Source organism: Atribacterota bacterium (genome assembly GCA_028703475.1).
Lineage (GTDB): Bacteria > Atribacterota > Phoenicimicrobiia > Phoenicimicrobiales > Stramentimicrobiaceae > JAQVMU01.
Genome location: JAQVMU010000012.1, coordinates 1 through 14066, shown reverse-complemented (window position 1 = coordinate 14066; position 14066 = coordinate 1). Strand labels below are relative to the sequence as shown.

General features: G+C 30.4%; 16 protein-coding genes. All 16 read left to right on the top strand.

The window, feature by feature from the left end:
- Window positions 1–116 precede the first annotated feature (116 nt).
- Window positions 117–950 carry an energy-coupling factor transporter ATPase gene (locus PHQ99_02645; protein MDD4288474.1) on the top strand — a complete coding sequence of 278 codons (834 nt, stop codon included), beginning with the start codon at window positions 117–119 and terminating at the stop codon, window positions 948–950.
- Window positions 935–1798, top strand: coding sequence for an energy-coupling factor transporter ATPase (locus PHQ99_02640; protein MDD4288473.1), 864 nt, complete (start codon window positions 935–937; stop codon window positions 1796–1798). Before PHQ99_02645 ends, PHQ99_02640 begins: the two co-directional genes overlap by 16 nt.
- Window positions 1799–2602 (top strand): energy-coupling factor transporter transmembrane component T, encoded by an 804-nt coding sequence (locus PHQ99_02635; GenBank protein ID MDD4288472.1) that lies wholly within the window; start codon window positions 1799–1801, stop codon window positions 2600–2602.
- 12 nt (window positions 2603–2614) lie between these two features.
- The gene (truA, locus tag PHQ99_02630; GenBank protein MDD4288471.1) at window positions 2615–3394 is read left to right on the top strand and encodes a tRNA pseudouridine(38-40) synthase TruA; all 780 of its coding nucleotides are present in this window, start codon (window positions 2615–2617) and stop codon (window positions 3392–3394) included.
- 130 nt (window positions 3395–3524) lie between these two features.
- Entirely contained in the window at window positions 3525–3950 is a 426-nt protein-coding gene (gene rplM / locus PHQ99_02625) for a 50S ribosomal protein L13 (protein ID MDD4288470.1), read from the top strand.
- A 19-nt stretch (window positions 3951–3969) separates the two neighbouring features.
- Window positions 3970–4362 (top strand): 30S ribosomal protein S9, encoded by a 393-nt coding sequence (rpsI, locus tag PHQ99_02620; GenBank protein MDD4288469.1) that lies wholly within the window; start codon window positions 3970–3972, stop codon window positions 4360–4362.
- 136 nt (window positions 4363–4498) lie between these two features.
- A complete protein-coding gene (gene cdaA, locus PHQ99_02615; protein ID MDD4288468.1) occupies window positions 4499–5314 on the top strand; it encodes a diadenylate cyclase CdaA in 816 nt (271 codons plus the stop codon).
- Window positions 5307–6512, top strand: coding sequence for a CdaR family protein (locus PHQ99_02610; GenBank protein ID MDD4288467.1), 1206 nt, complete (start codon window positions 5307–5309; stop codon window positions 6510–6512). Before cdaA ends, PHQ99_02610 begins: the two co-directional genes overlap by 8 nt.
- 49 nt (window positions 6513–6561) lie before the next feature.
- Window positions 6562–7908 (top strand): phosphoglucosamine mutase, encoded by a 1347-nt coding sequence (gene glmM / locus PHQ99_02605; protein MDD4288466.1) that lies wholly within the window; start codon window positions 6562–6564, stop codon window positions 7906–7908.
- A 434-nt stretch (window positions 7909–8342) separates the two neighbouring features.
- A complete protein-coding gene (gene glmS, locus PHQ99_02600; protein MDD4288465.1) occupies window positions 8343–10169 on the top strand; it encodes a glutamine--fructose-6-phosphate transaminase (isomerizing) in 1827 nt (608 codons plus the stop codon).
- Between the two features lie 50 nt (window positions 10170–10219).
- Window positions 10220–10624 carry an FxsA family protein gene (locus PHQ99_02595; GenBank protein ID MDD4288464.1) on the top strand — a complete coding sequence of 135 codons (405 nt, stop codon included), beginning with the start codon at window positions 10220–10222 and terminating at the stop codon, window positions 10622–10624.
- 306 nt (window positions 10625–10930) lie between these two features.
- Window positions 10931–11308 (top strand): holo-ACP synthase, encoded by a 378-nt coding sequence (gene acpS, locus PHQ99_02590; protein ID MDD4288463.1) that lies wholly within the window; start codon window positions 10931–10933, stop codon window positions 11306–11308.
- Between the two features lie 159 nt (window positions 11309–11467).
- Window positions 11468–12652, top strand: a complete 1185-nt coding sequence (gene alr / locus PHQ99_02585) for an alanine racemase (protein ID MDD4288462.1) — start codon at window positions 11468–11470, stop codon at window positions 12650–12652.
- Window positions 12642–13145 (top strand): tRNA (adenosine(37)-N6)-threonylcarbamoyltransferase complex ATPase subunit type 1 TsaE, encoded by a 504-nt coding sequence (tsaE, locus tag PHQ99_02580; protein ID MDD4288461.1) that lies wholly within the window; start codon window positions 12642–12644, stop codon window positions 13143–13145. The genes alr and tsaE overlap by 11 nt, the downstream gene beginning before the upstream one ends.
- On the top strand, window positions 13142–13876 hold the full coding sequence (gene tsaB, locus PHQ99_02575; GenBank protein MDD4288460.1) for a tRNA (adenosine(37)-N6)-threonylcarbamoyltransferase complex dimerization subunit type 1 TsaB: 735 nt from the start codon (window positions 13142–13144) through the stop codon (window positions 13874–13876). The genes tsaE and tsaB overlap by 4 nt, the downstream gene beginning before the upstream one ends.
- Window positions 13866–14066, top strand: a 201-nt coding sequence (locus PHQ99_02570; GenBank protein MDD4288459.1) for a tRNA (adenosine(37)-N6)-threonylcarbamoyltransferase complex transferase subunit TsaD, incomplete at its 3' end; no start/stop codon positions are given. The genes tsaB and PHQ99_02570, both read left to right, overlap by 11 nt.

Sequence of the window (14066 nt, the reverse complement as noted above, 5' to 3'; positions counted from 1 at the left end):
AATTTGTAAGGATTATATAGTAATGAGTATTCCTGCATTTTAACCTTTTTATTTTTATTATTAAAATACCATATTAGCTATAAGCTAATTAAAAGTCGTAAAAGAGGGATGTTTATTTGATAATATTTGATAACGTTTCATACCTTTACCATAATAATAAAGACAATAATTTATTTTCCTTGAAAAATATTAATATTGATATTCATAACGGGGATTTTATAGCTGTAATTGGTGCCAATGGCTCTGGGAAATCAACATTTGCAAAACATATTAATGGGTTGTTATTACCACAGGAAGGTGATGTTATTGTGAATAATATGAATACTAAAGATACAGATAAAATCTGGGAGATAAGAAAAAAGGTAGGAATGGTTTTTCAAAACCCTGACAATCAACTTGTTGCCACAACAATTGAGGACGATATTGCTTTTGGATTAGAAAATGTAGGAATAGATGAGTCGGAAATGAAAGAAAGGGTAGAATGGGCTTTGGATCTTGTTGGTATGCTTGAAATGAGAAACTGTGAACCTCATTTATTATCAGGCGGTCAAAAACAAAAAGTTGTTATTGCAGGAGCATTAGCTATGCATACATCATATTTAGTATTAGATGAACCAACTTCTATGTTAGACCCAAAAGGAAGAAGGGAAATACTTGATACTATAAAGAAATTAAATAGAGATGAAAAAATTACGATTATATATATCACTCATTTCATGTCAGAGGCAGCAGAATTTAATAAAATAATTGTGCTTAAAAGAGGTGAAATTGCATTAACAGGTACACCTCAAAAAATTTTTTTACAATCGGATGAACAGTTAAAGCAGTTAAATTTAGAATTACCTCCAACAACCATGCTTGCAAGAATGTTAAGCCAAAAAGGTATAAAGATTCCTCCAAATATTTTAAATAAAGAAGAAATGGTAGAAAAATTATGCTTATTAATCTAAAAAATGTTTCATATACCTATAATTTAAATATGCCATTTGAAACTGATGCTTTAAAGTCAATTAATTTAAAGATTAAAAGAGGGGAATTTGTTGGAATTATCGGACATACAGGGTGTGGGAAAACTACACTTCTGCAAATGTTTAATGGTCTGCTGGAACCTACTGAGGGAAAAGTATTCATTGATGGAGTAGATATACATCAAAATAAGGCAAAGCTTAAGGAAATAAGAAAAATAGTTGGGCTTACTTTTCAGTACCCCGAAAATCAGTTGTTTGAAGAGACTGTCTTTAAGGAAATTGCTTTTGGACCAAAAAATACAGGAATAAAAGATATTAATCAGTTGGAGAGAAGGGTCAGGAAGGCAATGAAAATGGTTGAAATGGATTATTCTATGTATAAGGACAAATCACCATTTAGCTTAAGCGGTGGTGAAATGCGTAGAGTTGCAATCGCAAGTATTCTGGCAATTGAACCAGATGTTATTATCTTAGATGAACCAACCGCAAGTCTTGATCCTCAAAACCGTAAAAAATTACTAAAATTAATCAAGGATCTTCATATATCTTTTCAAAAGACAATTATATTAGTTTCACATAATATGGAAGTAGTTGCAGAGTTATCGCAAAGAATAATAGTTATGGAAAACGGAAGAATTGTAATGGACGACACACCGAAAGCAATTTTTAGGGATAATGTAGAGAGGTTAGAAACAATAGGGTTATCATTGCCTCAGATTACATATATTATGCATAAATTAAAAACAATGGGAAGGCCTGTTGACTCAGGTGTTTTAACACTGGAAGAAGCAGAAAGTGAAATTATAAACTTAATAAATAAGAGAAGGTAAATGAAATTTATTAGAAATTTAACAATTGGCCAATATATTCACAAGGAATCAACTATTCACAGATTAGATCCGAGAATTAAAATATTAATAACCTTATTTATAATTATTACAATATTTTTAATTAATACATGGGTAGGTTTTTTGGTTGTTGGTATATATCTATTTAGTGGGATAGCCCTGTCAAAGGTTAATCCAAAATATGTATTGTTGGGCTTAAGGCCATTGTTATTCTTAATAATACTGACATTATTAATACATTTTTTTACAACACAAGGAGAAGTTATTTTAAGAATATGGATTCTATCAATTACAAAAGAAGGTTTGATTCGCGGATTTTTTATTGCAACCAGATTATTTTTATTAATTATAGCAACTTCATGGTTAACACTGACCACTTCTCCAATTGGCTTAACAGATGGAATTGAAAGGCTATTGTCTATTTTTAAAAGTATTAAAGTACCAGCTCATGAGATAGCAATGATGATGACAATCGCACTTCGTTTTATTCCAACTTTGATGGAAGAAACAGAAAAAATAATAAAAGCTCAAGTTGCTCGTGGTGCAGATTTTGACAGTGGTAATATTATAAACCGTATAAAGAACATGATTCCTATAATTATTCCATTATTCATAAATGCATTCCATCGTGCTGATGAGTTAGCAATTGCAATGGAAGCAAGGTGTTATAGAGGAGGAAATGGAAGAACACATTATCGAACGTTATCAATAAAGAGAAATGATAAGTTGTTTTTCATTATAAGTTTTTTGGTGATAATATTAGCATTTGTATTTGGAAAGTATTAGGGTTATAGTATTATGGAAAATACAAAAAATATTAAACTTATAATTGCTTATGATGGAACAAATTATTACGGTTGGCAAAAACAAAAAAACAGAAAAACAATTCAAGGAACAATTGAGAAGGTTATAAGGAATATTACTGGAGAAAATAGAATAAAGCTAAATGGATCAGGTCGTACAGATGCCGGTGTGCATGCCATAGGTCAAGTTGCTAATTTTATCACAAAAAGCTCAATGCCTGTAAATAAATGGACACTTGTACTAAACCATAATCTGCCGGGTGATATAAGGGTTAGAAAGGCACAATCTGTTAGTATGGATTTTCATGCAAGGTATAGTGCGAAAAGCAAAATTTACAAGTATTTCATAATGAACAGAAGTTTATTCGATACCAGGTTTTCTTCAAAAGTTGTCTTTATGAGAAATTATTATTATTTTCTTAATAAACAATTAGACATTCATAGAATGATAGAAACTTCCAAATATCTTTATGGCTATCATGATTTTAGTGCTCTTAGTTGCTTGAATAAAAAGAAAAATGACAGGAGAGTAAACAGATTAAGAACTATTAAAAGCATCAATATTAAGAAAAATAAGCAAATAGTTTGTTTTACAATTGAAGCAGATGCTTTTTTATATAAAATGATGAGACTAATTGTTGGAACATTAATAAATTTTTCAATGAATAAACGTGAACCAAAGGAAATAATAAATATTCTTGAAGGAAAAAATAATCAAAAATCAGGAATAGTGTTGCCACCAAATGGACTGTACTTAATAAAGGTAAGATATTAGGGATAATATTATAAATTAAATGATAAAATAAGCATTTAGCAAGAATTATCTTGACATTAATACTTAATTATATTAGAATTTTTATGTTATTTTATCCTATTATTGATTATTCCGACAGAGGGAGGAAAAATTGAAGACATTTAGAGAAAAACAGGAAAATATACAAAGAAATTGGTATCTGTTTGATGCAAAAGGAAAGATATTGGGCAGACTTGCTACAGAAGTAGCATCTATTTTAAGGGGAAAAAATAAAGTTGTATTTGATCAATCACAAGATTTAGGTGATTATGTCGTTGTAATTAATGCCGAAAAAGTTAAAGTGACTGGTAATAAAGCAGAACAAAAATTGTATAGACATCACACCGGTTATCCAGGATCATTAAAAGAAGTAAAGTTTGAAGAAATGATAGAAAAAAAACCAGAAATGGTTATTGAAAAAGCAGTTAAAGGAATGTTACCTAAAAATAAGCTAAGTCGTTCAGTAATGAAAAAGCTTAAAGTGTACCGTGGAGATAAACACCCGCATACTGCTCAAGAAGTTATTGTTATAAACTAATCGATAAGGAGGTGCAATTTTGACGATTAACAGATTTTATGGCACTGGAAGAAGAAAAACCTCAATTGCCAAGGTTTGGTTATATCCTGGCAAAGGTAATATCTCTATTAATAATAAACCTTTAAATGAATATTTCCCCAATAATAATGATGTAATAATAGCTGAAGAACCTTTGCGCTTGGTTAATAAAATGGAAGAAGTGGATGTTAATATTAAAGTAACCGGTGGTGGCACTACCGGACAAAGTGGGGCAGTTAGACATGGAATAGCCAGGGCATTGGTAGAATATGATCATTCGCTCAGACCAGTTTTAAAGAAAGAAAAAATGCTGGAACGTGATGCTCGAATGAAAGAAAGAAAAAAATATGGCAAAAAAGGCGCAAGGGCAAGTTATCAATTTTCAAAGAGATAATATGGTCTTTCTGCTTTTTAAATATTGTTTTATTTGTTATGCTTATCAGAAAAAAATAGCCATCATCAAAGTATTTTATGATAAAATAATTTTGGGATGGCTTTTTTATTTTAGTAAAAGGTTAATAAGGTAAAAAATGTCTTTAAATATATCTGTGTTGGATATTTTAGATATTGTTTTAATAACTTTTATTCTTTATAATGTTTTTCTATTAATAAAAGACACACCTGCTGTCCAAATTATTAAAGGATTTGTGGTTCTTTTTATTTTTTCTTTTATTGCTAATTGGCTGGGATTGAGAACAATAAATTGGTTAATAAAAGGCTTGATGGCGATGCTTGTAGTAGCAATCCCAATTATATTCCAACCAGAACTAAGAAGATTATTATTAAAAATGGGTAAAGGTGGTTTCCTGAGTAATATACCATTATTTAGACAGGGAGAGGAAACAAAACAGTGGGAAGAGCTAATTAATGGTATTATTATGGTCGTGCCAATGCTTTCTGCAGAAAAAAATGGAGCCCTAATTGTATTAGAAAGAGAAGTTGGATTACAAGATATTTTAGAAACTGGAATTACTTTAAATAGTGATTTTTCCTCAGAATTGCTTTATTCCATTTTCCTGCCAAATTCACCATTGCATGATGGTGCAGTTATTATAAGGAATAACAGAATTGCGGGAGCAAACTGTATATTGCCTTTGACAAAAAGAACTGATTTAAAAAAATATTTAGGAACAAGGCACAGGGCAGCAATAGGATTAAGTGAAACTACCGATGCTTTAATTGTAGTAGTTTCGGAAGAAAGAGGCGCTATTACTGTTGCTATTGATGGAAAACTGACAAGACCAATGAAGCCACAATTACTCAAAAAATTTTTACAGAAATTATATCACCCAAAAAGGATAAAATTATTCGATTCAGCAAAAAAAGGTAATCAAAAAAATGATTAAAATTAAAACAATCTTACTTAAAAATTTAGATATCAAACTGTTGGCATTTGCAATGGCAATTGTACTATGGTTTTATATATCCAGTGAATATAATATAACAGCTGAAAGATATTATGATATAGAGGTAAGACCAATTAATTTAAGTGGCAATTTATCAATTAAAGAAATAAGAGACAAGGTAAGTGTTGGAATTCAGGGGCCACAAAATATATTGGAAAATATTTCATCCCAAAAGATAGTTGGCACAGTAGATTTAAAAAATATAAGAGAAGCGGGTGAATACCAAATAATAACTGATATTGTTGTTCCCAAAAGTACCAACATCACTAAAATAATTCCTAATGAAATAAGAGTTACAGTTGAAGAAATAATAGAGAGTACATTTCCCGTGGAATACAGTTTAATTGGTTTACCCGAAAGAGGTTATTCTTTAGAGGATGAGCCTGAAATAAATCCGCAGGAGGTTACAATCGCTGGAGCTGAATCGTTGCTTCAAATAATTGAAAAAGTAAAAATAGATATAGATATTTCCTCAATAAATGAAGACATATCAAGAGAAGAAAAAGTTTCTGTTTTCAGTAAAGAAAATATTGAGATAGAAGGGTTAAAGGTAAATCCTGAGACAGTTTCTGTACTTATCAGGGTAGGCGAAGGATACCCAGAAAAAATATTGCCAATTAGACCACGTATTGTTGGGAAGCCGGCTCCTGAATATTACATATCAAAAATTGAAGCTGATCCCAGCTATATCCGGGTATATGGGAACTATTCAAAAATAGGATATTTAAATTATTTAGAAACTATTCCTATTGATGTGAATGGAATTTCTAAAACGCTTACTGTAAGAATACCACCAATTCTTGGAGAAGGGATATACCTTGCAGATGAGCAAATAACATTAGTTGAGGTGCAGATATTTGTCGAGGAAAAGGAAGAGGAGTATTTATTCCAGGATATCAGTATCATGCATCAAGATGCATCTCCTTTTGTTGATTATCAATTAAATCCAGAGATGGCTGATGTTAAAGTGGTAGGTAAATCAAGCAGTTTTAAAAATATAACAGATAAGGATATAAAATTATTTGTAAACCTTTCAAATGTTGAAAGCGAAAAAGCAAAAGTAGAAGTAGAATTACCTCCAGAGATTGATTTGATTCAGGTTATTCCTGAAGAAGTAGAAATAACAATAAAAAAATAATATATATTTCTAAAAATATTTTATTGTTTAGAAAAGAAGTGAGGAACTCATGGCTAATCTATTCGGTACTGATGGAATAAGAGGTCTGGCAAACCAATACCCGATGACTGCAGAGGTTGCTTTAAATCTTGGAAGAGCAATCGGGTATTATTTTAAAAATAGTAAAAATATTAATATTTTAATAGGAAGAGATACCAGAATTTCTGGAGATATGTTAGAATATGCGCTTAGCGCAGGTCTTTGTTCAACCGGTATAAGTGTACTGGATGCCGGTATTGTAACAACCCCGGCAGTTGCATATTTAACTAAGTACTTTAAAGCATCAATGGGAATAGTGATTTCTGCTTCACATAATCCTTATTATGACAACGGGATTAAATTCTTTTTTAGTGATGGTATGAAGTTTGATAATGAAAAAGAAGAAGAAATTGAAAATATACTAATAAATGAGAAATACAAGAAAATAAATATATCAGGAAAAAATATTGGAAAAATAGAATTACTAAGAGACGCTAAAAAGATTTATATTGACTATATTATTAATTCTACTTCAGAAAGTGTGAAAAATTCAGACTATAAAATAATAATTGATTGTGCTAATGGCGCAGCAAGTATTTTGATAGAAGAACTGTATTCGAGACTTAAAATTAAAAATTTCTCAATTATTAATAATTTTCCAAATGGAACCAATATTAATCAGAATTGTGGCTCCACTAATTTAATCGATTTACAAAAAAAAGTAATAAGTGAAAACGCTGACCTTGGGCTTGCTTATGATGGTGATGCAGATAGAGTATTGGCAGTAGATGAAAAGGGGGAAATTGTAGACGGAGACCAAATTATGGCAATTTATGCTAATGCATTTTTAAAAAAAGGCATACTGGGAAATAATTTGATAGTTACTACACATATGAGCAATTTAGGGTTTGATGAAACAATTGAGAAAATTGGAGGGAAAGTTATAAGAACTGATATAGGGGACAAAAATGTTTTAAGAAAGATGTTGGAAGAAAATGCAGCATTAGGTGGAGAACAGTCAGGTCATATAATATTTCTTAAAAATAGCCCTAATGGAGACGGAATTGTTACTTCATTAAAACTATTGGAAGCTTTAAGTAGTAGCAATAAAAGGATTTCCTTACAGGCATCAATAATGAAAAAGTACCATCAAAAATTGCTAAACTATGATATTGTTGATAAAGAAGCTATGCTAAACAGCGAAGAATATAGTGTCATCAAAAATGATATTCAAAATATGATTAGTGGAAAAGGGAGGGTATTTATTAGACCTTCCGGCACTGAAAAAAAGATTAGAGTATTACTGGAAAGCAAGGATAAGAACATTATCGATAAGTGTAAGAATAACTTTGATGAATTCATGAAAAAATATGAATGAACAAATTCTTTTAATGGAATATATTACTGGCAAATGTGTTATAATTATATAACATTTCTTTACATAAAATGAAAAGAGAAGGATATAGGAGGGATAAAATATGTGAAAAATAAAAACTAAATAAAAGCGCCAGAACTTAATTATTAATTTTAATCACGACATGTTTTTTATAATTAAGTTGACGAGGGGGGAGTTTATCGAATATTCGGCGGATGCTCCCGGGATAGCCATTCTAAAGGTAATTTACAAAGCTTACAAGAAATTGTGAGGACAAAAAAATTACCAGGCTTTTATTGATCCTTAAATATATTGATAAATTTACTAATATAAATATATTTTTATAATCCTCATTAAGAAATTAAGAAACAACTATTATTTAGTTTAATTTAATGGATTAATAATGAGGATTTTTTATTTTAAGAAAGGAATTAATAATGTGCGGAATAATTGGATATATTGGAAATAAAGAAGCACTACCTGTTTTAATACAAGGATTAGAAAAATTAGAATATAGAGGATATGATTCTGCCGGAGTAGCAGTTCTAAATAAAGGAAATAAGATAAATATTCAAAAGTGCAAAGGCAGGATAGAATACCTGAAACAAATAATCAAAGAATCTGAGCTTAAAGGCACTATTGGATTAGGGCATACCAGATGGGCTACACATGGCAGGCCTAATGAAGCCAATGCTCATCCTCATTTTTCAAAAAAGCATGAAATTGTGGTTGTCCACAATGGCATTATAGAGAACTATTTAGAAATCAAAGAAAGATTAATCAATGATGGTTGTAAGTTTATTTCTGAAACAGATACAGAGGTATTACCACACCTCATCAAAAAAAATTACCATGAAAACCTGACTGAGGCAGTAAGAAAATCTTTAAAGGAGGTAAAAGGTTCTTATGCTTTAGGAATAGTATCAAATAAGGAGCCAGACAGGATAGTTGTTTCCAGATGTGGCAGTCCATTGGTAATTGGTGTTGGAAACGAAGAAATGTATATTGCTTCCGATATACCGGCACTCTTGAATTATACTAAAAAAGTTATATTTTTAGGAGAAAACGAGATAGCAACTATTGGTAAAAATTTTGTTAACATTATTAATTTGGAGGGAAAAGAGGTAAAAAAAGAAATAGTTGAAATTGATTGGGATTCAGAAATGGCAGAAAAAAGTGGTTATAAGCATTTCATGCTAAAGGAAATCTTTCAACAGCCATTAGTAATAAAAAATAACCTGAGCAAATATATTGACCAGAGTGGAGTAAATTTGAAAGATATTAATATGTCTGAAAAGATGATAAAAAAAATTAAAAAAATCCATATTATAGCTTGCGGAACTGCCTTCTATGCTTCACTTTTGGGAAAATATTTTATTGAAAAACTAAGTAGAATACCGGTAGAGGTAGATTATGCATCAGAATTTCGTTATCGAACCCAAATATACAATAGTGATTCCCTGGGAATTGTTGTTTCTCAGTCCGGGGAGACTGCTGATACTATTGCGGCTATGCGTTCATTTAAAAAAAGATGTTGCCCTGTGTTTGCAATTGTTAATGTTATAGGAAGTACTATAAGTCGTGAAGCCGATGAATCTATTTACATTAATGCTGGTCCTGAAATTGGTGTAGCATCGACAAAAGCCTTTATTGGTCAGGTGATTTCACTGTATTTACTTGCTATTTTTTTAGGAAAAAACAAAAGAGTACTTTCTGCAGAGAATGAAAAAAAACTTATACAGGAGTTAATGGCTATTCCTCAAAAGATTGAAATGATTTTTAGCAAAGAAAATATAATTAAAGAAATTGCTGAAAAATACTCAAAATACCAACATTTTTTATATTTAGGGAGAGATTTTAATTTCCCAATAGCCTTAGAAGGAGCTTTAAAACTAAAGGAAATCTCTTACATTCATGCCGAAGCTTATACTGCAGGAGAAATGAAACATGGTCCAATTGCCTTATTGGACAAGAAGTTTCCCGTTGTTGCTATTTGTCCAAAAGATCATGTTTATAATAAAATGATTAATAATATTAAAGAAGTTAATGCCAGAGATGCTAAAATAATTGCAATAGCTTCCGAAGGTGATAAACAGATTAAAAATATAGTAGATGAAGTAATATTTATCCCAACAGTTGAACAGACTCTATATCCATTATTGTCTGTTATCCCTCTACAGCTTTTAGCCTATTATATTGCAGACATTTTAGGCAGAGATGTGGATAAACCGAGAAATTTAGCTAAGAGTGTAACAGTAGAATAGATATTATATTATAGTAAATTATATATTACAGATATTAACAGGGTCAAAAGATGATTTTAAGTAAATTAATATTGCTGTTTATTTTTGTTCCATTCTTGGAGCTGTACATATTATTACAAGTAGGAAAACATATTGGAGTACTACTGACAATTATTGTTGTAATTGTAACCGGAATTGCTGGTGCATATTTGGTAAAAAAACAGGGATTACATATTATAATGCGAATAAAAAGAAAAATGAATGAAGGAATCATACCAACTGACAATTTAATGGAAGGGGTTTTAATCCTTATTGGGGGAATATTATTATTAACCCCCGGGTTTATTACTGATATTGTTGGTTTTATAATAACTATTCCACAAAGCCGAAAGATTTTTTTAATGTATTTTAAAAAATTGGTAAAGAATAAGATAGGGGATAGCAAAATTAATTATACAAATTATAACTATGAATAAAGTATCATATAAAAATATCATTCAATGTGTATTATGAAAACTGTTTAATTAAATAAGGTTTAAAATAATTTATGAAAAGCGTTTAATGAAAGCTATTATTTTTTGGTGTAAATCATAAAAAACAATAACCACAAAAAATAAAAATAAATAAAAGATAGTGGTTGCTAAATTGAATAATTACCAGCTATCTGTAAGATTTTAAAAGTCACAGGCAGTTTATGGTTGCCATTTTAATTATTTAAAACTAATTAAGCCTATAGCTATATCAAAATTTTAATATATTTTATAATTAATTTAAGGAATATAATGATTGTTGGATGTGGAATTGATTTAGTAAGAATTAGCAGAATAAAAAAAATTATTGCTAAATGGGATGATTGTTTCCTAAAAAGAATATATACCCAAATTGAAATTGATTATTGTGAAAGTAAAAACGAGAGGCGGTATCAGTCATATGCTGGTTATTTTGCTGCAAAAGAAGCATGGGTTAAAGCTATCGGGACTGGTTTTCGCGAAATAAAATGGAAAGAAATTGAAATTAGAAATAATAATATGGGTAAACCCGAAATCTATTTATCAAATCGATTAAATAAAATAATAAAGGAAAAGGGTATTATTAATATACAGCTCTCAATATCGCATGTAGAAGGTTTAGCCGTAGCATTGGTAATTATCGAAAATTAGAGTTATCATAATATATAAAGAGACTTAAATATTATATTGATTGAATTGTATAAGGAATTGTTTAAAAGAAATATTGCTAATAAAAAATAGTTCAAAAAATCTCTTTAGTACTAACGATATCAACTATATTTTTTATTATAAAAAACTAAGGAGGCAAATATGAAAGAGTTATTAGGACCTACGTGGATTGAAATTGACCTGGATGCAATAAAACAAAATATTAAGAATATTAGGAAACTGATTGGTGAGCAAGTAAAAATTATGGGCATTGTAAAGGGGAATGCCTATGGACATGATTCTATTGAGGTTGCAAAAATATTAATTAATAATGGCGTAGAATATCTTGCTGTAGCCAGAATTGAAGAAGCAATAATTCTGAGAAAAAACAATGTCAAAGTACCAATATTGGTGTTAGGCGTATCACCAGAGGAACAACTGTATTTATACATTGATTATGATATTATGCCAACAATTTGTGATCCAGAGACTGCCGAACAATATAATAAAATAGCTATCAAAAAGAATAAGAATGTGTTGGTTCATCTAAAAATTGAAACGGGAATGGGTCGCCTTGGTATATTTCCACAGAAAGCAATTAATGTAATAAAACAAATTATAAAACTGGATTGCATTGATATTCAGGGAGTATATACTCATTTTTCAACAGCCGATGAGGTCGATAAACAGTACACCGGCTCTCAGTTACAAATATTTAATGAGGTAATTAGTAAGATAAAAAGTAGCAATATACCAAAAATCCCGTTTTTCCATATGGCGAATAGTGCTGCAATATTGGAATTACCTGAAACATGGCTGGATATAGTCCGGCCTGGTTGTATAATTTATGGCCTATACCCGTCAAAGGAAGTTAAAAAAACTATACAACTGAAATCAGCTTTATCTTTTAAAAGTCGAATTTCTTTTATAAAAAGGTTTGAAATAGATAAATTTATAGGATATGGTCGAACATATAAAACAAAAAAAAGTACATTAGTTGCCACAATACCAGTTGGTTATGCGGATGGCTACTCTAGACTTCTGTCAAATCAAGGAAAAGTTCTGGTAAATGGCATAAAAGTTCCGGTAATTGGCAGGGTATGTATGGACCAACTGATGATTGATGTAACAGATATAGAGAATGTTGAAGTAGGTAGTGAGGTAGTTTTATGGGGCGAGCAAATGGGAGATATTATAGAAATTGAAAGAATTGCTGAATTGCTAAATACAATTGTAGATGAAGTAGTGCATCTTACTGATAAATCGAGAGTTGCAAAGTTATTTATCAGGGATGAAAAACCCTGGAAGATAAAAAATATTTTAGGTGAATATAAAATTGCTGAATAATGGAAAAAGTAAGAATCACAATAGCAATAATAGCTTAACACTTATCAGTAAAAAACCAGAAGAAACAAGAAAAATTGGTAAAAAAATAGGAAGCCTCCTAAAGAGAGGAGATTTAATTGCCTTAAATGGAGACCTTGGAGCAGGCAAAACTTGTTTTGTTCAAGGAATTGCAAGTGGTATAAATTGTAGTGGCAAGGTATCCAGTCCCTCTTTCTCAATCATAAAAGAATATTCGGGACGTTTGCCTATCTATCATTTTGATTTATATCGACTTAATCAGGCTGAAGAAATAGAAGAACTTGGTTATGAGGAGTATTTTTATGGTGATGGAATTGTATTGATAGAATGGGCTGATAAAATTAAAAAATATTTACCAAAAGAACTGTTATTAGTGAAAATAAAAATAGAAGAAGAGTACTGTACGAGAAAAATTATTTTTAAGCCGATAGGAAAAAGATATATTAAATTAGTGGAAGGATTAATAGACATTTGAAAATATTAGGAATCGATACCGCGACCCAAATATTAAACTTGGCCATTATTGAGAATAGTAAAGTTATATATGATTACAGGATGAACAAAGAGGGGACCACCCACTCTGGAACATTGATACCATTTATAGAGAATATTATTAATTTTGCAGGTTTTAAATTATGCCAGTTAGATGGAATTGCGACAGCTATTGGTCCTGGCTCTTTTACCGGTCTGAGAATTGGTCTGGCTTCAGCAAAGGGATTGGCCTTTGCACTGTCAATTCCACTCATTGGAGTAAATACATTGGAAGCATATGCCTTACAATGGAAAGATTTGCCAGGTACATTATGTCCGATTATTAAAGCAAGAAAAGATGAATATTATTTTACTATCTATCAAAAAAGTAAAAGAAATAACAGATTAATAAAAAAAGTAGAATACCAATGCAAAAAATGGATTAATATTAAAGAACAATTACTAATGTTTGAAACGCCTTTTTTTATTTTTGGTTATGGAATTGAGGATCTTTTTCAAGAGAACATCTCAAGTAAGAACTTTAAAGATAAATATATTATTCTTAAAAAGGAAGAACCACCTGGAGCATCGTACATTGCTTTGATCGGTGAAGATAGGATTATAAAAAATAAATATGATGATATGTATGCATTATCACCTTTTTATATCTGCAAATCAGCAGCAGAAAGGAATAAATATAGTGCCAACAATAAAGGGTTACAAAATGAAAAATAAAATCATATTAGGGATTGAAACCTCTTGTGATGAGACATCAGTAGCTATAGTAGAAAATGGAAAAAAAGTATTATCAAATATTGTTTCTTCACAAATAGAAATACATAAAAAATATGGTGGTGTTGTCCCGGAAATAGCATCAAGGCAACACATGAAACATATTCTTATTAGCCTTAGTGAAGCATTGGAG